This is a genomic window from Lelliottia jeotgali (assembly GCF_016771845.1).
GTDB lineage: Bacteria > Pseudomonadota > Gammaproteobacteria > Enterobacterales > Enterobacteriaceae > Enterobacter > Enterobacter jeotgali.
Genome location: NZ_JAENMQ010000004.1, coordinates 146,992 through 169,210, shown reverse-complemented (window position 1 = coordinate 169,210; position 22,219 = coordinate 146,992). Strand labels below are relative to the sequence as shown.

Below are 22,219 nucleotides of genomic sequence, written 5' to 3'. Positions count from 1 at the left end.
TTAGTTATGACCAACACCCCTTTAAATAAAACGCTGCTGGCACTCGCTATCGGCGCGGTTACGCACTCCGCCTTCGCGGCGGAAACCTCCAAAGAAGACACCATTGTGGTGCAATCCGCTCCAGCCAGTGAGTTCAAACCGGGCGGCGATCAGCTGGTTCCGGCTTTTCTCGATGGGCAGGTCGCTAACGGCGGCCGCATGGGAATGCTCGGCCAGCAGAGCGCGATGGATGTGCCGTTCAACATCATCAGCTACACCGCAAAACTGGTTGAAGACCAGCAGGCCAAAACCATTGCCGACGTGGTCGCGAACGATGCGGGCGTGCAATCGGTGCAGGGCTACGGCAACAGCGCCGAAAGCTATCGCATTCGCGGTCTGAAATTCGACGGCGACGACATGACCTTTGGCGGTCTGTCCGGCGTTCTGCCGCGTCAGGTTGTTGATACCCAGATGGTCGATCGCATTGAGATCTTCAAAGGGGCCAACTCCCTGATGAACGGCGCGGCCAGTTCCGGCGTCGGCGGGATGATTAACCTGGAACCCAAACACGCGGGCGACACGCCGCAGGCCAAAATCGGTGTGGATTACACCTCCGATTCGCAAATCGGCACCACTTTGGATGCTGGCCGTCGCTTTGGCGAAGGCGATCAGTTTGGCGCACGCGTGAATCTGGTTCACCGTGAAGGCGAAGCGCCGGTTGCTAACGACCGCCGCCGCACCACGCTGCTCTCCACCGGTCTGGATTACAAAGGCGACAACTTCCGCACCTCTGTCGACATGGGTTATCAGAAGAAAACCTTCCACGGCAGCGAAACGGGTGTGAACATTTCGGCGGTCGATTTTGTGCCGACGCCACCGAAAAACGACCGTAACTACTCGCAGAAATGGGCCTACAGCAACATCGAAAACGAATTCGGTATGTGGCGCAGCGAGTATGACATCACCGATAACTGGACCGCTTACACCGGGCTGGGCGCACAGCACGCCCACGAAGAGGGCTTGTACAGCGGCGCGAAGCTGATGGATAAGAGCGGTAAAGCCACGGCGACGCGTCTGGACACCAACCGCATCAGCGACTCCATGAGCGGCATGGCGGGCATTCGCGGTAACTTCGATACCGGTTTTGTCTCGCACAAAGTCAACGTTGGCTACTCGGCGATGACCAAAAACGAAAAAATCGCCTGGAAGATGTCGGCGGCGGCGGATAACCCGGTCACCAACATCTACCACAACACCGGCGTCGATAAGCCTGACAGCACCAACTTCAATGGCTCTGGCGGCAATTACAGCGATCCCCTCACCAGCGGCCGCACCCGCACGCAGGGCTGGCTGCTGAGCGACACCCTCGGCGTGCTGGACGACAAACTGTTGTTCACCGCTGGCGCGCGCCATCAAAAAGTGGTGATTCGCGGATACAACAAAAAGACCGGTGCAGAAAGCGACGCCGATGCCTTTGACGGCAGTCGCTGGATGCCAACGTATGGCGTGGTCTACAAACCGTGGGAAGAACTCTCGCTCTACGCCAACCATACGGAAGCGTTGCAGCCGGGTAAAACCGCGCCGAATACCGCTACTAACTACGGTCAGAGCACCGGCATTGTTCACTCTAAGCAGAACGAAGTGGGTGTGAAAGCGGACTTTGGTCGCGTGGGCGGCTCGCTGGCGCTGTTCGAAATCAAAATGCCGTCGGCGATCCTCGATAGCGTCACTAAACACTATGGTCTGGACGCTGAACAGCGTAACCGTGGCGTTGAGTTGAACGTGTTTGGCGAGCCGATGCTGGGAATGCGTCTGAACGCCAGCGCAACCTGGCTGCAGGCGGAGATGACCAAAACCAATAACGGTCTCAATCAGGGTAATAAGGTCATCGGCGTGCCGAACTTCTACGCCGTATTGGGTGCGGAATATGACATCAAACCGATCGACGGCCTGACGGCGACGGCGCGCGTGAATCACTCCGGTTCTCAGTACGCGGATCTGGCGAACAGCAAAAAGCTCGACAGCTACACCACACTGGATCTGGGTATGCGCTATCGCTTCGCGGTAAACCATAACCAGAATCAGATGACCGTACGTGCTGGTATCGACAACGTCACAGACGAAAACTACTGGGCCAGCGTAGACGACTCTGGAACCTACGTGTTCCAGGGCGAGCCGCGCACCTTTAAGGTTTCCGTCGGCTACGAGTTCTAAGCGTTACCCTCGTTATCAGGGGCACGGATGCCCCATCCATTCTTAAGCGTGTGCTAACGCAAACTCTATTGCAGTGCGAACGGTCACAACCTGTGCTCGCGTACAGGCTTCAGGCGTGGCGTCCGGGCTGTCGGGATACACTTCGGTGGTGGTAGTAAATGGCGCGCCTGTCAGGGTGGCGCAAAGGTGGTAGGCATTGTTGTCATACTCCACCACACCGTGGCTGACGACCGGGTAGTCCAGCATGTTGCCGTTCTTATCCGCAGGGGCAATGTGAGTCACTTTCTCCACGGCAGCAATAATGGCCGCCTGGAAATCCAGCCGCGAATTCTGCGTATCGCTCACCAGATAGTAGCCATCGGGAATGGTTCCCGGCTCAAACGGCTCGCCGTCTCGCGCCGCTTTCGCCGGACGGAACTCGCTTTCATCGCTGTCGGTGGTTTCGTGCAGATCGACGTGCAGCAGGAATTTGCCTTTCAGCGGGGCGGTAAACGCCATCAGCGCGCGGGCTTCTTCACCTTCACCTTGTGCCCAGAACTGGCGGTTGGTATCCACGGCATCATAGTTCCAGCGGGTCACGTGCTCATACGCCCACGGGCTGACGCACGGCACCACCAGTAAATTGATTTTTCCCGCGTACTCATTCTGATATTCAGAGAGGAAGCTCAGCGCCCCCATCACGCCGCTGGTTTCATATCCGTGGACGCCGCCGGTGATCAGCGCGACGGGCAGGCTGTCGTCCCAGTGTTGCGATTTCAGCGCCATCAGCGGGAATTTTTGGTCGCCATAGTGCAATTCGCCGTATTGACTCACGTCATAGCGAGGTTTTAGTGCATTAATGGCGTTCAGCACGTCAGTTTCATAGCTTCGAAAACGCGTCTGGCTCTCGCGCCACTGCTGCTTTTCGGCTGCGGTCCAGGGCTTGCCTGGGGTTCCGATAGGGTAAAAAGGTTTCACAGTCATAGGTCACTCTGTCTGGTTTGGGTTTTCAACATCATACCCAGCCATGATTTCTAATTCATCCCGGTCTTTGCGATCCGGCCTGCAACTTGCTCCTGCAGACTCGAAGTGTTAAAAGGTGCCCCTTCACTAAAAATACACAGGGGTCAGACGTGAGAGACGCGTCATCCGCTTCAGACAATGCGGTTTCTGAAGCATCGTCGGAACAGACACCGACGCTGCAACGTGGTTTGCAAAATCGACATATTCAGTTAATTGCCCTCGGCGGCGCGATTGGTACCGGGCTGTTTCTCGGCATCGGGCCTGCGATTCAGATGGCCGGTCCAGCGGTTCTGCTGGGATACGGCATTGCGGGCGTGATCGCTTTTCTGATCATGCGCCAGCTCGGCGAGATGGTCGTCGAAGAGCCGGTATCCGGCTCTTTTGCACACTTTGCCTATAAATACTGGGGTCCGTTTGCGGGCTTTCTTTCTGGCTGGAACTACTGGGTGATGTTTGTGCTGGTCGGCATGGCTGAGCTTACCGCCGCTGGCATTTATATGCAGTACTGGCTGCCGGATGTCCCGACGTGGATCTGGGCCGCCGCCTTCTTCATTATCATCAACGCCGTGAATCTCGTGAACGTCCGTCTGTACGGCGAAACCGAGTTCTGGTTTGCGCTGATCAAAGTGGTGGCGATTATCGGCATGATCGGCTTTGGCCTGTGGCTGCTGTTCTCGGGTCATGGCGGCGAGCGCGCTAACATCGATAACTTGTGGAAACACGGCGGATTCCTGGCGACAGGCTGGAAGGGGCTGATTATGTCCCTGGCGGTGATCATGTTCTCCTTTGGCGGACTGGAGCTGATCGGCATCACGGCGGCTGAAGCGCGCGATCCGCACAAAAGCATTCCGAAAGCGGTCAACCAGGTGGTGTACCGTATTCTGCTGTTTTATATCGGTTCGCTGGTGGTCCTGCTGGCGCTCTATCCGTGGGTCGAAGTCAAATCCGATAGCAGCCCATTCGTGATGATTTTCCACGATATGAACAGCAATCTGGTGGCCTCGGCGCTGAACTTCGTCATTCTGGTGGCGTCACTGTCGGTTTATAACAGCGGCGTTTATTCCAACAGCCGTATGCTGTTTGGCCTTTCCGTGCAGGGCAACGCGCCGAAGTTCTTAACTCGCGTGAGCCGTCGCGGCGTGCCGGTCAATTCGCTGCTGCTGTCCGGGGGGATCACCTCGCTGGTGGTGCTGATCAACTACCTGCTGCCGAAAGAGGCCTTCGGTCTGCTGATGGCGCTGGTGGTGGCAACCCTGCTGCTGAACTGGATTATGATCTGCCTGGCGCACCTGCGCTTTCGCGCGGCGATGCGTCGCAAAGGGCGTGAAACACAATTTAAAGCGCTGCTCTATCCGGCGGGTAACTACCTGTGTATCGCCTTCCTTGGGATGATCCTGGTGCTGATGTGCACCCTCGACGATATGCGGCTGTCAGCGTTGCTGCTGCCGGTGTGGGTGGTGTTTTTATTCGTGGCGTTTAAGTTATCGCGACGTCATTAAGCATCGCAGGGTATGAGCATAACAAGGGGACCTGTGTAGAGCGGTCCCCTTGTTTTCTTAATAATAGGTCATCGTGATATCGGCTTTGGCGGTCACATCGCCGGAAAAATTTTGTCCGTCGGACAACACCTTCGCCGCAGTTTGCGTCATTGCAGCATAGAAGCGATGACTGGAGACGCCTTCATTAACGCTGCCCGTATGAACTTTCTCACCAATCTGGATGGCGCTTCCCGCAGTATCGAACAATTTGACGCCCAGTCCATCAATCACCTTATTGTTCTGTGCATTAAAGACATTGAGGTAGTCCTCAGAACTTCCGCCGACGTTAGCGTCGGTAAAGGTGATATCCAAATTGCTGAATGCCGCTCCACAGCTGAACGAGAGATCAAAGGGAACGTGATCCCCTTCTTTTGGGAACCCCCCGGTAGATTGCTTGGTATAGTCCGGCAGTTGAACCGTCTGCCTTTTATCGACAAGGCTACAGCTGGACTGTGAGATATAGACCCCAGTCCCTAAGTTAACGTAAACAGAAGTGGATCCAGTGTTCATATTCTCTAAATCAAAACGCAGCTGCGAGCCAATCATCACCGGCATCCCGTCATAGGCGACGGTACCGTTTTTGATTAAATCCGCAGCCATTGCCTGAACGGCATAATTTTTTGTCGGATCGTAAAGCCAGGCTGTTTTATTGTCGTTGTACTGTCCGCCAAACTGGAAGGCTACCGAATCTGCTTTGGTGCCAATAGGGTATGTCTCATTCATTGCTTTACCGCTCACCAGCTCAGCGGGCGGATAGCCGTTGGTCACCGTCGCGCCGCTGACGGAAAGCGGTTTGAGATAAAGTTTAAGATATAGCCCTGAATTTGAGGTGAAACCCCATCCTTTAACCGGGATCATAACCGCGTTATTGATAAGGTAAAGTGCCATCCAGAGTTCACCGTTGAACCCGTCCGGGAAATCATAATACTCCCCATTGGTCGTACAGGAGATTCGCATGCTTGGCAAAAATTCACCGAAATCCCAGTGCTTAACGACGGTGCCATCCGGTGTTCCGGGATCAACAGTAATCGGTTGATCGGCGGTCATCAGGCTAAAGGGTTTCACCCCGCCGGTATCAATTTGACAGGTCGGTGATGAAGCGAATGCATCAACGCTGATGAAAGCAAAGCTGCTGGCCACCAATAAAGATAACGTGTTAAAGGTCTTATTCATAAATCCCTCACTTCCCCTCAGGTTCGACAAAGGATTAATTGCTGAGCGACGCATGTTGAATGGCTGTTTCACCGCCAAAATCATTAATGGCAGAGTAGCTCAACTGAGCCGAGCCAGTTGCAGCCTTTGCCGGAATTTCATAGCGCATTTCCCCTTTTGCAGGGACCATCGGATGTTTGTCGATAACACTCTGGCCGTTGAGCATCAGCGTTGAGAAACTGACGTAATATGGCGTTGGGTTTTGTGCCACCAGCCAGCGTTTACCCCCATCGCTTTCCGTTCTCCAGTGAAGTTTAGTGACACTTTCTTTGGGATCTCCTTCCAGACCCGCAGGTCGAACAAACACCTTGATGCGGGAGCGAACGGCCAGGACGAGCTGGTTACTTTTCACTTTTGGTGCCGGTGGAATCTCCTGCATGACCAGCCAGTAGACGGTTTCCCGATCGGTTGGCAGCGAGCCAGGCATTACCAGTAATCTGAGGCGGGCTTCTTTATTTGGATCGATTTTAAATAACGGGGGAGTGAGGACTATTGGGATATTTTTATCGCTGCCCTTTAAATCCTCGAGCCATGACTGCACCAGGTAGGTGGTATCTTTGCTGTCATTTTTCATCTGCACGCTGCCTTCTTTATCGCTGATATAAATAATCGCGCGCGTTGCCTCTGGCCTGACGGCGGCCAGCGTACTTCCAGTGGCCAGGAGTGAAAGCATTCCCATCATGATGAGAAAGTGTGAGCGGAACGTGTGTTTCATAGTGCACCTGTATGACAAGTTTGTTGAGTTTGCTGATACCAGTCGGAAGATTTCCCCGTCGCGGGAGGCAAAATGAAATGACACTCTTCACCGCCTTTATCTCCCCAGTGGACTAACAGAGGCGTCTCGCCTTTGGCTAAAACGCCGGATAAATAGAGCTTACCGTCGCTGGCTACCATGCCGACTTCGACGTTGTCCTGATAAACATAAGCGCCAAACGGTGCGTTCTGCCCGTTTTCCAGCGTGAGTTTTACCATCGCCCGGCGTCCGACACGGGTGACAAAATGGGTGACTGTCACGGCGCCGTGTGTCGGCGTGACGTTCATCCCACTGTTAACCAGCTCCACATTCTGGTTGGCGGTGCGGGTATTCAGTGAAATGGTGTTCTCGCGGTATGGCGTCACGTAAGGCACGACAGCTTTACCCTGTTTATTGGTACGAACGCCCGGTTGTCCGTCTATGGCGACGTTGTCCGCGTCGGGGGCTTCAACAATATTCACTGTGTCCCCCAGATTCTGCGAGAAAATGACACCGTTGCTGTAACCGAGTACACCGCCGGACATGCCCAGCGAGTACTGGCTGGTGTCAGGGCTAAACGAGCTACTGGCACTATAGCTTGCAGCAGGTGTGCGATAGTTTGCTGACACGCCTGGGGAGTATTCGCCACCCTGATTGCGCTGTACTGACATGCTGTAATCCAGAGTGTTATCCAGCTCTGATCCAGAGAGCGTTGCCATTTGACTATTGTTGCCCTTGCTGGTGTTCGACATCAGCGACAGACTGGTGTTGTGATGAGCGCCAAAGTCGAGTGGCATCGACAAACTCAAGGATAGCTGTCTATCCGTGATCTCACCGGGGCTTTGGTTAACGCTGGCGCTGAGGCCCAACGACGCCATTTTTATTTGGGTATTGAAACCCAAAGTGATCGAGCGCTGGTTGCTTTGCGTTTCGCCTTCATACGGATAATATTCTTGATTATCAACGGTAAAATAGCTGCTCCCCAGTTCCCCAAGCCCCTGATTTAACGTGAGTTCAATCTCATTTTTACGATGAGACGTGTTGTTGTCAGCGTCGCCCCATCGCTGATCGGCATACTCGCTGAATGACTGGAAATCGGGGGTACGGAAACGATAGGCGGAAACCTGGAATGACGTATTGGTACTGTCAAACTGACGGGCATAGAGCACCCTGACGGCCTGGCCCGGAGACTGATTTGCGCTCGCGTCGTCTTCATCTTTACGCGCATAGTTCGCCTGTTTCTCGATAGCCCAGTCGAGGGACATACTGCCCCAGAACCCCAAATCATATGCGCTACTGACAGCCAGCGACTGATATCCTTCACCGGCTAATACAACGTTACTCAGGGTCAATTTATTTAACCCATATTCAATGCTCGCCTGAGCAAGTTCGGGTGAATGGCTAAGAGAGTTGCTGCTGCGATATTGCCCGGCACTGACGTTATATCGCCAACTGCCGGGGCGGATCATATCCGGCAGTGAAGTGTAGGGAACGCTGAATTCCTGCTTACTGCCATCGCTTTCCTCAACGCTGACATCGAGGTCTGCGCCCCGCTGGCCGCTGGTCAGGTCGGTGATGGCAAACGCGCCTGGCGGAACGGCTTTACTGTAAATAATGCTGCCGCGCTGACGAATAACCACTTTTGCATTGCTGTTTGCCACGCCACGGATAACTGGCGTGTAGCTAAACGCTTCACCGGGCAACATCTGGGTATTGGTACCCAGGGCGATACCTTTCATCGGTATCACGCCCATCACGCTTCCTGGCGAGTAGCTGTAGACATCTCCCATCGTCAGTGTCGACAGCAAGCTATTGATATCCGTTTCGCCGTAAGCACGATCGTGGTTATCTTCCCATTGCTGCCCATCAGATTTGTTAAAAGTATCGAAACTGTATAAGCGCCAGCGGCCGAGATTGACGGCGGAATTGAGGCTCAGGTAGCTGGAGTCTGAGGTTGAATTCTGGTTATCTCCGTGGCTGCTTGTGTGGTAGGTGTAACCGCTATAGTTAACGCGCACTGCGTTGACCCCTTTGTCCCACATGGCTGGGTTGACGGCAGTCAAGGGATTGCTCTCCAGAATAGCGGACTGCGGCAGTGTAAGGGTTCCGTTCTGGTTACCCTCATCATAGCTAAAGTGCAGCTCGGGCCATTTTGCGCTGATATCGAGGCAACTTTCTCCCGGCAGTTTATTCGCAGGTGTGAATGCCGCTTTATTTAATCCTGTGGGATTAATATTTAACTGATTCAGAATTGTAGAGGTGAAGCAGGGGGCTGATTTACCGTCATTGCCGGTTGAAATATATTCCAGGTTTATTTTTTTGGCTTCCGCGCCATTGACGGAGACGTTGATTTCCTTCATACCACTGCTGATCGCATCAGCCTGATAAAATGCTGATGGAAGGCGAGTGTCTACGCTCCCTTGCTTTAAAAACTCAGGGTCAAATATAGGTGTTTCGTCTGCGGCATGAGCAGAGAAAACCATTAATGATAAAATAATGAGAAGGGGGGAAGGGGCTACTAAGGTATATTTTTGCATACTCCCCCCCCCCCATTGATTAATGTGATATATGGACGCAGCCGTAAGGCCACCTTTTCCCACTTAAAGTGTGAAAAGGTGGAGTCAGACTGGTTAAAACGAAACGATATAAAGGTAATTACTGGTAGGAAACGTCAAAAATCGCTCGGGACTGAACGTCGCCTGACGTTACGGAAGCTACGGTGGAGTTCGCTTTATAAGCGGCCTTAAATTTTAGTGCATTGCTGCCGGTGGCCAGCGTTTGAGGTTTAGAGTAGGTACCGGTATTAATGTCTACCAGCGTCACGCCATCATTTTCCAGAATGGCCACACCGACTCCGTTGGTCGCTTTGGTGTTTTTGAGGATGGTGGTATCGGTTGTATCCGCGGTGCCGGAAAAGTGGACGGTAGCATTATGCATCGTGGTGACATCGCAACCGGTCAGATCGATGGTAAACGGTGTGATGCCTGCCATTTTAGAGGTCGCATCAAAGGCCCCGGTGGTGATGTCTGGCAACGTGACAATGGTACCGTTGGCATTGCCGCTACCATTTACACCGCTGACGGTACAGGCCGAATCAATGATTTTCCCATTAAACGTCACATCACCGTCGCTGGCATGGGCCGCCTCTGTCGCAAAAAGAGATGCGCAGAGAGACATAGCAAAGAAAGAGAGGGCTGAAGTTTTCATAAAATATTTTAGCTCTGAAGGTTAAGTGAACTTGAAAAACAGACTGTGAACAAATGATGAAAACATATATATTGTTCAGCAGAGGACCTGTAGCTTAAATAAAATATGTGCTGACACCAATATCGGAAATATAAATTATTAATTAAGTGGCGCTAATTTATTTTATAAAACAACAACTTGCTTTGTTTTGTAATAATGCCTTGCGAAAGTGATTAACAACTGTAGGTATTGTTGTGAACATGCATTCAACATTCATGTAAAGAAAAACATTAAAAATTGGATGTATATTCAGAGGCGGCATAAATAAAAAAACAGTCCTCATAATAAAGCCTTGAGTTAAATTGTCCAGATAAATTTCCGCTATGAATTGAAGTTATTCTTATTAATAATGATGGGGAAGTTATCGCGGAGTAATTTGCAAGATGCATTAGAACTGATAGTATTTTTCTTCTAAAACATAATAATTCCGATTGAATTAAGGGGGGGGAAGGCCCAACGACAGTCGTTATATTATTTATTACGACATTATCGCCAGACCCCGTGATGACAACTGCGGCCCGTTTTACATCAGAACAAATAACTCATACTCACCGACACGCTGCGCGGCTCGCCGTACACTGCCGAGTCGTCGAGATACGAATAATATTCTCGATCAAACAGATTGCTGACGTTGGCCTGCACCGCCAGTTGTTTGGTCAGCTGATACTTCGCAAACAGATCCACTAACGGGTAGCTACCCTGGTATAAACGCTGAGTTTCCCCGTCCGGCCCGGTCACGTCCTTATACACCCGATTCTGCCAGTTCACGCCGCCGCCGACGGTCAGGTCCGGCAGTACCGGCACGCGATAGCGGCTAAAGAGTTTCAGCTGAGTCTGCGGCGCATAGCTGTTGAAGCGACCATCCGAATCGGTGGCAACGTAGCGCGTGGCGCTAAAGGTCAGCTGTAAATCGTCGGTCACCGCGCCATTCACCTCAAACTCCGCGCCTTTGCTCACCGCACCGGTGGTCGCACGGTAGGCCTGCTCGCTGGAACCGTTCACAAACTCTCCGCTGATGGCCTCTGCCGCGTTTTCCTGCTCGATACGGAACACCGCAACGTTAGTCGTCAGGCGACCGTCCATCCAGTCGGCTTTCAGCCCGGTTTCGTAGTTTTTCCCGGTCACTGGCGAGAGCCACGCGCCGTCTTTGCTGCGCTTGGTCTGTGGCGCGAAAATCGAGGTGTAGCTGGCGTACGCCGACAGGCTGTCGGTAATGTCATACACCAGGCCGCCGTACGGCGTGGTGTTGTATTTACGCATATCGCCGCTGCTGCCGTTGGTGCTGTACTGGGTATAACGCGCGCCCAAAATCAGCGACAGCGGATCGGCCAGCGACAGGCGGGTCGCGGTGTAGGCTGATTTCTGACGCACGATGTCATCGGCGTTCTGATACCAGTCGCCCCACGCTGGCTCTGCGACGCTGCCGTCCCAGCTATTGTTAAATATGCCAACGCTGTCCATCGGGCCATCTTTACTGAAGGTGGCGTTATGCTGGCGGCTGTAGCTGGCACCGGCCATCAGTTGGTGCTGACGCCCGAGCAGTTCGAACGGGCCGCTGGCGTAAGAATCAAAAGAGTCGAGGGTACGCTTGCCGCGATCTTTGCTCCCCCAGCCGCTTGCACCGTCGCCGGTGGTGGCGTCCGGGTTGCCCATCACATAGAGCAGGGTGTCATTGAAGTTTTGCTCGCCGTGGGTACCGTTGAAGCGTACCGACCAGCCGTTATCCCAGTTGTGCGACAGGTTGGCGAACACTTTGCGCGATTCGATGGAATACCCGGTCCAGTCCGCCGAGGTGTTAACGTTGCGATCGTAATGGGTACGCGAACCGTTGCTGTACAGGCTCGGCAAGCCGCCCCAGGTTGGATTGGCGGTGTTGGTTTGCTGATAATCCCAGCCGAGCGAAAGGGTGGTGTTGTCCGTCAGATCCGCATCCATCACGCCATAAAGGAATTTTTTGCGCTTACCGTAGCGATCCAGCCAGCTGTCCTGATCCTGATATCCGGCGATCACGCGCCCGCGCAGGCTGCCGTCAGAGTTGAGCGGGGCAGACAGGTCGGCGACGTAGCGCTGTTTATTCCAGCTGCCGTAGCTGGCGCTGACGTTGCCGGTGACGGTCTTGCTGTCGGCACGTTTACGCACCATATTCACCGACGCCCCCGGATCGCCCGCGCCGGTCATCAGGCCTGCCGCGCCGCGCACCACTTCGATACGATCGTAAATCGCCGTGTCTTCCGTGGCATCACCGAAGTTCCACGCGTCACCCATTGATGTCGGGATGTCGTCGTAAGAGAAGTTGGTGATTTCAAACCCGCGCGAGAAGTAGTTCGAACGCTCGCTGTCAATTTGCTGGGACGACACGCCGGTGGCGTTGGTCAACACCTCGTCGATATTTTGCAGATCCTGATCTTTCATTCGCTGCTGCGTCACCACGCTTACCGACTGCGGAATATCGCGCGGAGCCAGCAGCATTTTGGTCCCCGCACGCGTCGTTTTGACCGCGTAATCCTGTTGTTCAGATGCGGCGGTACTGGCATCCCCGTAAACCACCATCTCCTGTTCGCTTTTGTTCTCTGCCGCCAGCGCCGGGTGAACAACGGTCTGGATCGCCAGCGCAATAAGTGAAACCGTGAACGGTTTCGTTAATTCCCTGCCATTAAAAGAGGTCATTTTTCCTGTCCGGAAGTGTTGTTGTGTAGTTATTTAAATGAGAATCGGAATCATAAGTATTTAATGAATTAAGAGCAGGCTAATTTATCGGGTAAATGTAACGAGATGTGTGATCGTGGAGAAAGCGTGGCGAAGGACATGAAAATTTAGATCGTGACCGCTCTCGCAGTTCTGTTTTGATCAGCAGGATCTTTGTTTTGTAATCGATTACTTTTTGTTTGATGTGTTTTGTAATCGATTACTTTTTTACAGGTGAGGCTTATCATGGTGTCAACAACTGAAAGTGGTGGAAAGGCGATAGCGCAGCACCGGCTGCTGGTTCCGCGGCTGTCGCTGATGATGTTTTTACAGTTTTTTATCTGGGGTAGCTGGTCGGTCACGCTTGGGCTGGTGATGACCCAGCACAACATGTCGCTGCTCATTGGTGATGCGTTTTCCGCAGGTCCGATTGCGTCCATTCTGTCGCCGTTTGTGCTCGGGATGCTGGTAGACCGCTTCTTTCCTTCGCAAAAGGTGATGGCGGTAATGCACCTGGCCGGCGCGGCGATATTGTGGTTCGTGCCTGGCGCACTGATCGCTGAAAACGGCGCTCTGCTGATTGGCCTGCTGTTTGGCTACACGCTCTGCTACATGCCGACGCTGGCGCTAACCAACAACATCGCGTTTCACAGCCTGGCGAACGTCGATAAAACCTTCCCGGTGGTGCGCGTCTTTGGCACCATCGGCTGGATTGTGGCCGGGATTTTCATTGGCGTAACGGGTGTTTCAGCCAGCGTAACGATTTTCCAGGTCGCAGCCGTCAGTTCTGTTCTGCTGGCCGCCTATAGCCTGACGCTGCCGCACACGCCAGCCCCAGCTAAAGGGTTGCCGGTTGCCGTGCGCGATCTGTTCTGCGCGGATGCCTTTGCGCTGCTCAAAACCCGCCACTTCTTTATCTTCTCCTTGTGCGCGATGCTGATCTCCGTGCCGCTCGGCACGTATTACGCCTACACCGCGTCATATCTGGCTGATGCAGGGATTCAGGATGTCAGCACCGCCATGTCGTTCGGGCAGATGTCTGAGATCGTCTTTATGCTGGTGATCCCGCTGCTGTTCCGCCGCCTCGGCGTCAAATACATGCTGCTGATTGGCATGTTGGCGTGGTTTGTGCGCTATGCGTTTTTTGCGCTCGGTGTGAGTGAAGAGGGGCGTTTCTTGCTGTATCTCGGCATTCTGCTCCACGGTGTGTGCTACGACTTCTTCTTTGTTGTCGGCTTTATCTATACCGACCGCGTGGCGGGTGAAAAGGTGAAAGGCCAGGCGCAGAGCATGATCGTAATGTTCACCTACGGCATCGGCATGCTGCTCGGCTCGCAAATTTCCGGCGCGTTGTACAAACGCCTGGTAGCGGGGCAGGACGTACCGCAGGCGTGGGTTACATTCTGGTGGATCCCGGCGGTGGCTGCGGCTGTTATCGCGTTGATTTTCCTGTTCTCGTTTAAATATGACGATGACAAGGCGTAATTTTTTGGAGGTGGTATGAGGACGATTAAGGGACCGGGTATTTTTCTGTCACAGTTTATCGGGGCACACGCACCGTTTAACTCGCTCGACGGGCTGGCGGGCTGGGCGGCAGGCAAGGGCTACAAAGCCCTGCAAATTCCGTGCAACCATCCGCAGATATTTGATCTGGAAAAAGCGGCGAGCAGCCAGACGTATTGCGATGACATCACGGGGAAACTGGCCGAACACGGGCTGGTCATCAGCGAACTGTCGACGCATCTGGAAGGCCAACTGGTGGCGGTGAATCCGGTGTACGGCGAGGCGTTTGACCACTTTGCGCCGCCTGAGGTGCGCGGAAACGATGCGGCGCGACAGGCGTGGGCAACGGCGCAGGTCAAAAAGGCTGCGGCGGCGTCGGCAAAGCTGGGACTCACCGCTCACGCGACGTTTTCCGGCTCGCTGGCATGGCCGTTTTTCTACCCGTGGCCGCCGCACAACGAGCAGCGTTTTCGCGACGCGTTTGCTGAACTCGCCAGGCGCTGGCGTCCTATTCTGGACTGCTATGATGAGCACGGCGTCGATCTCTGCTTTGAGCTACATCCGGGCGAAGACCTGCACGATGGCGTCACTTTCGAGCGTTTTCTTGCGCTGGTCGACAACCACCCGCGCTGCAACATTCTCTACGATCCAAGCCACATGGCGTTGCAGCACATGGATTACCTGGCGTTCATCGATCTCTATCACACCCGAATCAAGGCGTTTCACGTCAAAGACGCTGAGTTCCGCGCCAACGGGCGCAGCGGCGTCTACGGCGGATATCAGGCGTGGATCAATCGCGCCGGACGTTTTCGTTCTCTTGGCGACGGGCAGATCGATTTCAAAGGGATCTTCAGCAAACTCACGCAATACGACTACGACGGCTGGGCGGTACTGGAATGGGAATGCTGCATGAAGGATGGGGACGTAGGCGCGAGCGAGGGCAGCGAGTTCATCCGCCGCCACATCATTCCAGTTTCGGGCCGCGCGTTTGACGATTTTGCCGCAGGGGGCGCGAATGATTAACGTCGGGATCGTTGGCAGCGGATTTATTGGCCCGGCGCATATCGAGGCCCTGCGCCGCCTCGGTTTTGTGCAGGTGGTCGCCCTGTGCGATGGCACGCTTGAGCAGGCGCAGGAAAAGGCGCGGGCGCTGAATGTGCCTCACGCTTACGCCAGCGTGGACGAACTGCTCGCCCATCCGGGTTTGCAGGTGGTTCACAACTGCACGCCGAATAATCTGCACGCACAGATCAACATGCAAATCCTGGCGGCGGGCAAACATGTGTTCTCGGAAAAACCGCTGTGCATGACCCCGCAAGAGGCGCGGGGGCTGGTGGCGCTGGCTGAACAGGCGGGCGTGGTTCACGGCGTGAGCTTTGTTTATCGCCAGTTTGCGATGGTGCGCCAGGCGGCAAGCATGATGCGTGCCGGAAGCGTCGGCCGGCTGTTCGCCTCGCACGGCAGTTATTTGCAGGACTGGATGCTGCGCGAAACCGACTACAACTGGCGCGTCGAGGCCGCGTTGGGCGGGGCTTCGCGGGCGGTGGCGGATATCGGTTCGCACTGGTGCGACACAGTACAGTTTGTCACCGGGCGACGGATCGTCGAGGTGATGGCCGATCTGTCGATCGTCTGGCCGACGCGTAAAGCCAACGTGGCGGGCAACCAAACGTTTACCCAGGATGTGTCCGCCGTGTATGAGGACAAACCCGTCACCACCGAGGATTTTGGCTCGATTCTGTTCCGCTTTGACGACGGCAGCAAAGGCAGTTTCAGCGTCTCGCAGGTTAGCGCTGGGCGCAAAAACCGGCTGAGTTTTGAAATCAACGGCAGCGAGCAATCCGTCGCCTGGGATCAGGAAATTCCGCAGCAGCTGTGGATCGGTCATCGCGATCGGGCCAATCAGCTTCTGACGGACGATCCGGGCCTGATGAATACGGACGTCGCCGACAGCGCCCACTTCCCCGGCGGGCACATCGAAGGCTGGCCCGATGCCTTTAAGAACATGATGGCGCAGTTTTATCGCGCCGTGCAGGCAGGTGCGATGCCGGAACAGCCGACATTTGCCACCTTTCACGACGGCGCAAACGTGATGTATATCATTGATGCCATTGTCAAAAGCCATCAACAGCAGCGCTGGGTTCGCGTTGAACGATGAGGTGTTGCCCGGTTCGCCGGGCAGCAAATTTGTGTTAGCCTGAGTGATACGCCCACTGCAGGATCTATCGTCGTTATGTCTATTCAGAAAATCGCTCAGCTCGCCGGTGTCTCGGTGGCGACCGTCTCGCGCGTGCTTAATAACAGCGACTCGGTGAAAGCGAAAAACCGCGAGCGCGTCTTGCAGGCGATCAAAGAGAGTAACTACCAGCCTAATCTGCTGGCGCGCCAGCTCCGCACCGCGCGCAGCTACATGATCCTCGTGATGGTCTCCAACATCGCCAACCCGTTCTGCGGCGAAGTGGTGAAAGGCATTGAGGAAGAGGCCGAGAAAAACGGCTATCGCATTTTACTCTGTAATTCCGGTTCGGATCTGGAACGTTCACGCTCCGGCCTGAGCCTGCTGTCGGGGAAAATCGTCGATGGGATCATCACTATGGACGCGTTCTCGAAACTGCCAGAACTCTCGGCCTTGATCGGAAGCGCCCCGTGGGTGCAGTGCGCAGAATACGCTGATTCTGGCACCGTTTCCTGCGTCGGAATTAACGATGTAGACGCCTCGCAGCACGTGGTCAGCCAGCTGGCGGACGGCGGACGTCAGCGCATCGCGCTGATCAACCACGATCTCAGCTACAAATACGCCCGCCTGCGCGAACGCGGGTATAAAAGCGTGCTGCACCTGCGCTGCCTCGATTATCAGGTGGTGGAATACGCGAGCGATCTCAGCTCCAGCGCGGGGATGGAAGCGATGAAAAATCTGCTGGCGGATAACCCACCTGACGCGGTGTTCGCGGTGTCAGACACCCTGGCGGCAGGCGCGCTGCGTGCCATTGAACAGGCCGGGCTACGGGTGCCGCAGGATATCGCGGTGATCGGTTTCGACGGCACAGAGCTTTCAGAGATGGTCTCGCCGCCGCTCAGCACCATCGAGCAGCCGTCGCGAGATATCGGGCGCAAAGCGGTGAATTTATTGCTGAATAAAATCGATAACCCGGATGCGCCAACAGAAAGGGTAATGATGGACTGGCGCTACGTGGCCCGCGCCAGTACCTGAGGATTATTTCGCGAACGCGTCCGCCAGGGAGCGAATATCGTTCCCGGTGGGCGATTGATGAATACGCAGACCAAACTCTTCGACCACGGCATAAATATGGTCGAAAATATCCGCCTGAATGGTTTCATATTCCGCCCAAATGACCGTATTGGTGAACGCATATATCTCAATGGGCAGACCGTTCGCGTCGGGAGCCAGCTGGCGCACCATCAGGGTCATATCTTTACGAATTCGCGGGTGGTTGCGCAGGTATTCATTCAGATACGCGCGAAACGTTCCAATATTGGTCATTTTGCGCAGATTTAATACCGATTCCCCTTCACCATTTTCCTGATTCCACAGATGAATTTCCTCATGACGCGCCGCCATATAAGGTTTGAGCAGTTTGGCCTGAATTAAGCGCTGCTGCTCATGGTCGTCGAGAAAATGAATGCTGGTGGTATCAATGCTCAGGCTGCGCTTAATTCGCCGCCCGCCTGACGCCGACATCCCGCTCCAGTTTTTAAACGAATCCGACACCAGCGCCCAGGTGGGAATGGTGCTGATGGTATTGTCCCAGTTACGCACTTTCACAGTGGTCAGGCCAATGTCCGTCACTGCGCCATCCGCGCCGTACTTCGGCATCTCCAGCCAGTCGCCAAGCTTCAGCATATCGTTCGCCGAAAGCTGAATCCCGGCGACCAGCCCAAGAATGGGATCTTTAAACACCAACATTAACACGGCGGCCATCGCGCCAAGGCCGCTGATCAGAATCGCCGGTGACTGCCCAATCAGCAGGGAGATCATCAGAATGCCGACCAGGATCGCACTCACTAACTTCACGCCCTGGAATATTCCCTTAAGCGGAAGCTGAGAGGCGGTTGCCAGCTTTTGCGACAAATTGAAGATCACGTCTAATAACGAGAAGAACGAGAGCAGGGCATACACCATCACCCACAGTCGGGCGCAGGTGGTTAATATCTCAGCCGCTTCGCTGCCTTTTTGTAGCCACAGCGCCGCCTGCACATTGACGATAATCCCCTGCAGGGTAAAGGCCAGACGGTGAAATAACTTATTCTGGGTAATGATTTGCAGCCACAAATGGGAACTGGCCTGCGCCCGTTTCTCAAACAGGCGCAGCACCACTTTGTGCAATATTAGATGGACAATAACGGCAGTAAGTAAAATGATGCCAAAGATTAACACCAGCGAAGTGGTGTGATTAATTTCGATTCCTAGCTCTTCAACCTGAGCAATTAATTCCTGCATAACGTCTCCTGAATATCCTCCTTTTATCATGCAGGCTGTGCTTTTATTATGCAACCCGCGACGCTATGCAGGCAGCGGACCAGTCTCCAGTCGATGGCGCAGCCACAGAGCAATGCCGCCGAGCGTCAGCATCATCACCACTTCGATGCTCAGAAAACCGATCATCGCCTGCGGGTAATGCCCGCCGTTGTGACGCGCAAAAGTCAGGAACAGCGTGCCCAAAATGGCCGGACCAAGGCCGAGCGTAGCCTGCTGCAAGGTGCTCAGAATGGCGCTCCCGGCTCCCGCGTCGCAGCTGCTGATATCACGCATCCCAATCCGGTAAAAGCTGTTGACGATCAACGCCTGGCCGTAGCCGATCAGAATAGTCGCCGGGGCGAGCGTCAGCGCGGTATTGGCCTGCCCGAAGCGCCAGAAGGTGGCAATCAACAGCAGTAGACCGGCGATCTGCACCGTCAGGCCGGTCATCAGAATGCGCCCCATGCTGTAGCGGGCAATCAGTTTTGGCGCATACCAGGCGGAGACAAAATAAGAGACGCCGAGGGCGATAAAACTGTTCCCCGACTGCCACGGCGCCATCCCCAGCCCGGCCTGCATGGTCAGCGCCATGCAGAACATAAAGCCCGACCAGGCGCTGAAGAATAGCAGAGCGATCACCATGCCAAAGCGGATGCTGGTGAGCTTCAACAAGCGCGGCGGCAGCAAGGGATGCTCTCCGTGCTGCTGCTTACGTATCGCGCTGGCGCGCATCCACAGCATCAGCGGAATCACGGCGACCAGCGCCAGTTGCAATGTGATGGGCCAGTGGAGTTCTGGGCCGAGCGCCATCGGAAACAGCAGGCAGCAAAGAATCACGGCCAGCAGCGCGGTGCCCTGCCAGTCAATGCGCGACGGTGTTTCACGGCGGGTTTCCGGCACGAAATGACGGCTCAGGGCCAGCACCAGCAGGCAGATTGGCACGTTGATAAAGAAGGCGTTTCGCCAGCCCAACCCGGCGATATCCGCCGACACCAGCCAGCCGCCGCCCATCTGACCGACAATAAAGGCAATCCCACCGATCCCGCCAAACAGACTGATGGCTTTGGCGTGCGCCGTCCCTTTCAGGGTGACGTGCAGCGTGGCGAGGATCTGCGGCACGATCAGCGCCGCCCCTGCGCCCTGTAACACGCGTGCACCCAGCAATTGTTCCACGCTCCCGGCCATTCCGCACAGCAGCGACGCCAGACCAAACGCGGCTACGCCCCACATAAACAGACGGCGGCGACCGAGGTTATCGCCGAGCTTACTCCCCAGAGCGAGGCACACAGCAAAGGCAACGCCGTACAGGGCAACAATCAGCTCCAGTTCGGTGGCGGAAGCGTGTAAAGAGTGGGTGATCGAATCCAGCGCCACGTTGGTGATTGAGGTATCAATCAGCGGCAGCATCTGGCCCGTGAGCAGCAATATCAGGCCTGCGCGACCCGGTGAAACAACAGACGTATTCATGGTGACTCCATTGCGTCATTCAGCAGATGGACGTAGCATCACTGATATCAAAAACGGGTACCAGTTCTTGCTTATACTGGTACTGGCACTACCATGCAGGGGGCCGTATGACGCTGATGACCGAACCCACTTCCTCATTACAGGACGACAACCGCAAGCAGCTTGGGGCCTTTTTACGTGCGCGTCGCGAAAGCCTCGACCCGCAGCGCCTCGGCCTGCCGCGCAGCGGTCGTCGTCGCACGCCGGGTTTGCGCCGCGAAGAGGTGGCGATGCTGGCAGATGTCGGCGTGACCTGGTACACCTGGCTTGAGCAGGGCAGGGACGTGAACCCTTCAAGTGCGGTGATGGTGGCGGTAGCGAAAGCCCTGCAGTGCACCGCAACGGAAACCCGGCACCTGTTTGTGCTGGCGGGGCTGCCGCCGGGCGAAGCGCCGCAGCAGGTGGCGTGCGAGGGGATCAGCGAAGGGACGCGGCGTCTGCTCGACACCCTGATGCCGAAACCGGCCAGCATTCAGAAACCTAACTTCGATATCGTGGCGTGGAACGACAGTTTCGGTCATTTGATGGGCGTGGATTTTAATGCGATTCCGCCCGAAGATCGTAACTGCATTTACCTCTTTCTCACCCATCCGGCGTGGCGCAGCAGGCTCGGCAAACGCGATGACGTTCTGCCGATTTTTGTCTCCTATTTCCGTGCGGCAATGGCTGAGCATCGCGGCGATCCGCAGTGGGAAGCACAGCTGGCGCGTTTTTTTGCCGTCTCCGAAGAGTTCGAAGCCCTGTGGCATCAGCGCTACGACGTGCGCGGCGTCGAGAATCAGCTCAAACTCTTTAACCACCCGGATCTGGGGGATTTTCAGCTTCAGCAGATGTACTGGTACTCGGCCCCGCGCAACGGCTCGCGGCTGCTGGTCTATCTCCCGGTGGACGACGCGGGTGAACACGCACTCAGCTGGCTGGCGCAACAGGCTGTTATACTCAACTAAATTTCACTCATTCAGGGACAGAACATGAACGTGACTCGCAAACAGGAACGCCTGCTGCGTCGGGCGCTCGTCGAATGGGAACAAGAAGGCGCGCTCAGTGCCGACGATCATCAGCGGCTGGCGGGCAGCTTAAAACGTGTGGCAATGGACTGGCAGCGGCTCAGCCGTTACGCCTTCTGGACCGCGCTGGTGTGTGTGATCATCGCGTTCGGCAGTCTGTTCGCCGACAGCGAATTGATGGAACGTATCATTGCCTTTTTCTCCTTTTCATCTGTGGCCCGCATCGGGTTGCCCGCGATGCTGGCGGTGGTCTTCTATCTGTGGGGATTCAGCCGCCAGCGGCGGGAAACCCAGTGGCATTACAGCACCGAAGCGATCCTGTTTTTGGGCGTCCTGTTCACCGCCATTGCCCTGTGGCAACTGGGCGAACGACTGGATAACGGCAGCGGACACATCGCGCCGCTGTTCCTCGCGGGCTGCGCGGTTTACGGGCTGGTAGGATTCTTCGGTCGTTCGGGATTGGTGTGGCTGTTTTTCCTGCTCTCGCTCGGCAACTGGTTTGGTGCTGAAACGGGATATATGTCGGGCTGGGGCGCTTACTGGTTGGGGATGAACTACCCGGTGCGGTTTATATTCTTCGGCGGTGCGCTGCTGGCCCTTTGCTGGCTGCTGCGTGCGATGTTAACCAAGCGTCACCTTTACACCACCAGTAAAGCGATGGGGTTGACGTATCTGTTCGTCGCGTTGTGGATCATGTCGATTTTTGGCAATTACGATATCGACAACTGGTATGGCGTTACCCGCGCCGCGCTGCTGCCGTGGGCGTTGCTTTTCGCGGTCGCCGCCATTGTCTGCATCTACATTAGCCTGAAAACTGACGACGGCATGTTGCGCGGTTTTGGCCTGACGTTCCTCGCCATCAACCTCTACACCCGCTATTTCGAATACTTCTGGGACGGCATGAATAAGGTGATTTTCTTCCTGATCCTGGCGGCGTCACTGGCGGTGATAGGGCGGTATGCGGAGAGGATTTGGCACGCCTCAAAACCCTAAGACTATTTTTTACGAGGCATCTTCAGAGAATCATCCCTGAATCGGCTCTGATGAGAAAAAGCAGGTAGGGTAGTGCATGAACGGCAAATTGCCCTTTAATGCAAATTGTCTTATATGCTAATAT

General features: G+C 55.1%; 16 protein-coding genes. 8 read left to right on the top strand and 8 right to left on the bottom strand.

All coding sequences use genetic code 11. The features are described 5' to 3' along the window. Positions 1-6: 6 nt before the first annotated feature. Positions 7-2,193, top strand: a complete 2,187-nt coding sequence (locus JBO43_RS11565) for a TonB-dependent receptor (RefSeq protein WP_202674357.1) — start codon at positions 7-9, stop codon at positions 2,191-2,193. A gap of 42 nt (positions 2,194-2,235) precedes the next feature. Here the strand turns inward: JBO43_RS11565 and JBO43_RS11560 are convergent, their stop codons facing one another. Then, positions 2,236-3,156 carry a M14 family metallopeptidase gene (locus JBO43_RS11560; protein WP_095281104.1) on the bottom strand — a complete coding sequence of 307 codons (921 nt, stop codon included), beginning with the start codon at positions 3,154-3,156 and terminating at the stop codon, positions 2,236-2,238. Between the two features lie 149 nt (positions 3,157-3,305). On the opposite strand from JBO43_RS11560, the gene pheP reads away from it, so the two are divergent. Further along, entirely contained in the window at positions 3,306-4,694 is a 1,389-nt protein-coding gene (pheP, locus tag JBO43_RS11555) for a phenylalanine transporter (protein ID WP_202674356.1), read from the top strand. 57 nt (positions 4,695-4,751) lie between these two features. Here pheP and JBO43_RS11550 read toward each other — a convergent pair whose 3' ends face one another. The 5 genes from JBO43_RS11550 to fhuE all read right to left on the bottom strand — a co-directional run bounded on the left by JBO43_RS11550 (position 4,752) and on the right by fhuE (position 12,591). After that, positions 4,752-5,906 (bottom strand): fimbrial protein, encoded by a 1,155-nt coding sequence (locus JBO43_RS11550; protein ID WP_202674355.1) that lies wholly within the window; start codon positions 5,904-5,906, stop codon positions 4,752-4,754. 34 nt (positions 5,907-5,940) lie between these two features. Next, positions 5,941-6,660, bottom strand: a complete 720-nt coding sequence (locus tag JBO43_RS11545) for a fimbrial biogenesis chaperone (protein ID WP_202674354.1) — start codon at positions 6,658-6,660, stop codon at positions 5,941-5,943. After that, complete coding sequence (locus JBO43_RS11540; protein ID WP_237730030.1) at positions 6,657-9,161, bottom strand: fimbria/pilus outer membrane usher protein; 2,505 nt, start codon at positions 9,159-9,161, stop codon at positions 6,657-6,659. Before JBO43_RS11540 ends, JBO43_RS11545 begins: the two co-directional genes overlap by 4 nt. A 172-nt stretch (positions 9,162-9,333) precedes the next feature. After that, positions 9,334-9,885 carry a fimbrial protein gene (locus JBO43_RS11535; protein ID WP_202674352.1) on the bottom strand — a complete coding sequence of 184 codons (552 nt, stop codon included), beginning with the start codon at positions 9,883-9,885 and terminating at the stop codon, positions 9,334-9,336. A 567-nt stretch (positions 9,886-10,452) separates the two neighbouring features. Continuing rightward, positions 10,453-12,591, bottom strand: coding sequence for a ferric-rhodotorulic acid/ferric-coprogen receptor FhuE (gene fhuE / locus JBO43_RS11530; protein WP_202674351.1), 2,139 nt, complete (start codon positions 12,589-12,591; stop codon positions 10,453-10,455). A 264-nt stretch (positions 12,592-12,855) separates the two neighbouring features. Here fhuE and JBO43_RS11525 point away from each other — a divergent pair, with 264 nt between their 5' ends. From JBO43_RS11525 to JBO43_RS11510, 4 genes are all read left to right on the top strand, one after another. Beyond that, the gene (locus JBO43_RS11525) at positions 12,856-14,094 is read left to right on the top strand and encodes an MFS transporter (RefSeq protein WP_202674350.1); all 1,239 of its coding nucleotides are present in this window, start codon (positions 12,856-12,858) and stop codon (positions 14,092-14,094) included. 15 nt (positions 14,095-14,109) lie between these two features. Continuing rightward, positions 14,110-15,135 carry a sugar phosphate isomerase/epimerase family protein gene (locus tag JBO43_RS11520; protein ID WP_103946740.1) on the top strand — a complete coding sequence of 342 codons (1,026 nt, stop codon included), beginning with the start codon at positions 14,110-14,112 and terminating at the stop codon, positions 15,133-15,135. Beyond that, entirely contained in the window at positions 15,128-16,270 is a 1,143-nt protein-coding gene (locus JBO43_RS11515) for a Gfo/Idh/MocA family protein (protein WP_202674349.1), read from the top strand. Before JBO43_RS11520 ends, JBO43_RS11515 begins: the two co-directional genes overlap by 8 nt. Positions 16,271-16,345: 75 nt before the next feature. Then, the gene (locus JBO43_RS11510; protein WP_202674348.1) at positions 16,346-17,323 is read left to right on the top strand and encodes a LacI family DNA-binding transcriptional regulator; all 978 of its coding nucleotides are present in this window, start codon (positions 16,346-16,348) and stop codon (positions 17,321-17,323) included. 3 nt (positions 17,324-17,326) lie between these two features. On the opposite strand, the gene JBO43_RS11505 is transcribed toward JBO43_RS11510, so the two are convergent. Together JBO43_RS11505 and JBO43_RS11500 are read right to left on the bottom strand one after the other, a co-directional pair. Continuing rightward, positions 17,327-18,571 carry a mechanosensitive ion channel family protein gene (locus tag JBO43_RS11505; protein WP_103946737.1) on the bottom strand — a complete coding sequence of 415 codons (1,245 nt, stop codon included), beginning with the start codon at positions 18,569-18,571 and terminating at the stop codon, positions 17,327-17,329. A 63-nt stretch (positions 18,572-18,634) separates the two neighbouring features. Further along, positions 18,635-20,056, bottom strand: coding sequence for an MFS transporter (locus tag JBO43_RS11500; protein WP_103946736.1), 1,422 nt, complete (start codon positions 20,054-20,056; stop codon positions 18,635-18,637). Positions 20,057-20,163: 107 nt separating this feature from the next. Between JBO43_RS11500 and JBO43_RS11495 the strand changes: the two genes are divergently transcribed. Together JBO43_RS11495 and JBO43_RS11490 are read left to right on the top strand one after the other, a co-directional pair. Then, positions 20,164-21,042 (top strand): helix-turn-helix transcriptional regulator, encoded by an 879-nt coding sequence (locus JBO43_RS11495; RefSeq protein WP_095281125.1) that lies wholly within the window; start codon positions 20,164-20,166, stop codon positions 21,040-21,042. A gap of 24 nt (positions 21,043-21,066) precedes the next feature. Next, on the top strand, positions 21,067-22,095 hold the full coding sequence (locus JBO43_RS11490; RefSeq protein WP_202674347.1) for a DUF2157 domain-containing protein: 1,029 nt from the start codon (positions 21,067-21,069) through the stop codon (positions 22,093-22,095). Positions 22,096-22,219 lie beyond the last annotated feature (124 nt).

Excerpts from the sequence above, each read along its gene's own strand:
- JBO43_RS11565 (WP_202674357.1), top strand. The coding sequence starts at position 7 with ATGACCAACACCCCTTTAAATAAAACGCTGCTGGCACTCGCTATCGGC.
- JBO43_RS11560 (WP_095281104.1), bottom strand. The coding sequence starts at position 3,156 with ATGACTGTGAAACCTTTTTACCCTATCGGAACCCCAGGCAAGCCCTGG.
- JBO43_RS11550 (WP_202674355.1), bottom strand. The coding sequence starts at position 5,906 with ATGAATAAGACCTTTAACACGTTATCTTTATTGGTGGCCAGCAGCTTT.
- JBO43_RS11545 (WP_202674354.1), bottom strand. The coding sequence starts at position 6,660 with ATGAAACACACGTTCCGCTCACACTTTCTCATCATGATGGGAATGCTT.
- JBO43_RS11540 (WP_237730030.1), bottom strand. The coding sequence starts at position 9,161 with ATGGTTTTCTCTGCTCATGCCGCAGACGAAACACCTATATTTGACCCT.
- JBO43_RS11535 (WP_202674352.1), bottom strand. The coding sequence starts at position 9,885 with ATGAAAACTTCAGCCCTCTCTTTCTTTGCTATGTCTCTCTGCGCATCT.
- fhuE (WP_202674351.1), bottom strand. The coding sequence starts at position 12,591 with ATGACCTCTTTTAATGGCAGGGAATTAACGAAACCGTTCACGGTTTCA.
- JBO43_RS11525 (WP_202674350.1), top strand. The coding sequence starts at position 12,856 with ATGGTGTCAACAACTGAAAGTGGTGGAAAGGCGATAGCGCAGCACCGG.
- JBO43_RS11520 (WP_103946740.1), top strand. The coding sequence starts at position 14,110 with ATGAGGACGATTAAGGGACCGGGTATTTTTCTGTCACAGTTTATCGGG.
- JBO43_RS11515 (WP_202674349.1), top strand. The coding sequence starts at position 15,128 with ATGATTAACGTCGGGATCGTTGGCAGCGGATTTATTGGCCCGGCGCAT.
- JBO43_RS11510 (WP_202674348.1), top strand. The coding sequence starts at position 16,346 with ATGTCTATTCAGAAAATCGCTCAGCTCGCCGGTGTCTCGGTGGCGACC.
- JBO43_RS11505 (WP_103946737.1), bottom strand. The coding sequence starts at position 18,571 with ATGCAGGAATTAATTGCTCAGGTTGAAGAGCTAGGAATCGAAATTAAT.
- JBO43_RS11500 (WP_103946736.1), bottom strand. The coding sequence starts at position 20,056 with ATGAATACGTCTGTTGTTTCACCGGGTCGCGCAGGCCTGATATTGCTG.
- JBO43_RS11495 (WP_095281125.1), top strand. The coding sequence starts at position 20,164 with ATGACGCTGATGACCGAACCCACTTCCTCATTACAGGACGACAACCGC.
- JBO43_RS11490 (WP_202674347.1), top strand. The coding sequence starts at position 21,067 with ATGAACGTGACTCGCAAACAGGAACGCCTGCTGCGTCGGGCGCTCGTC.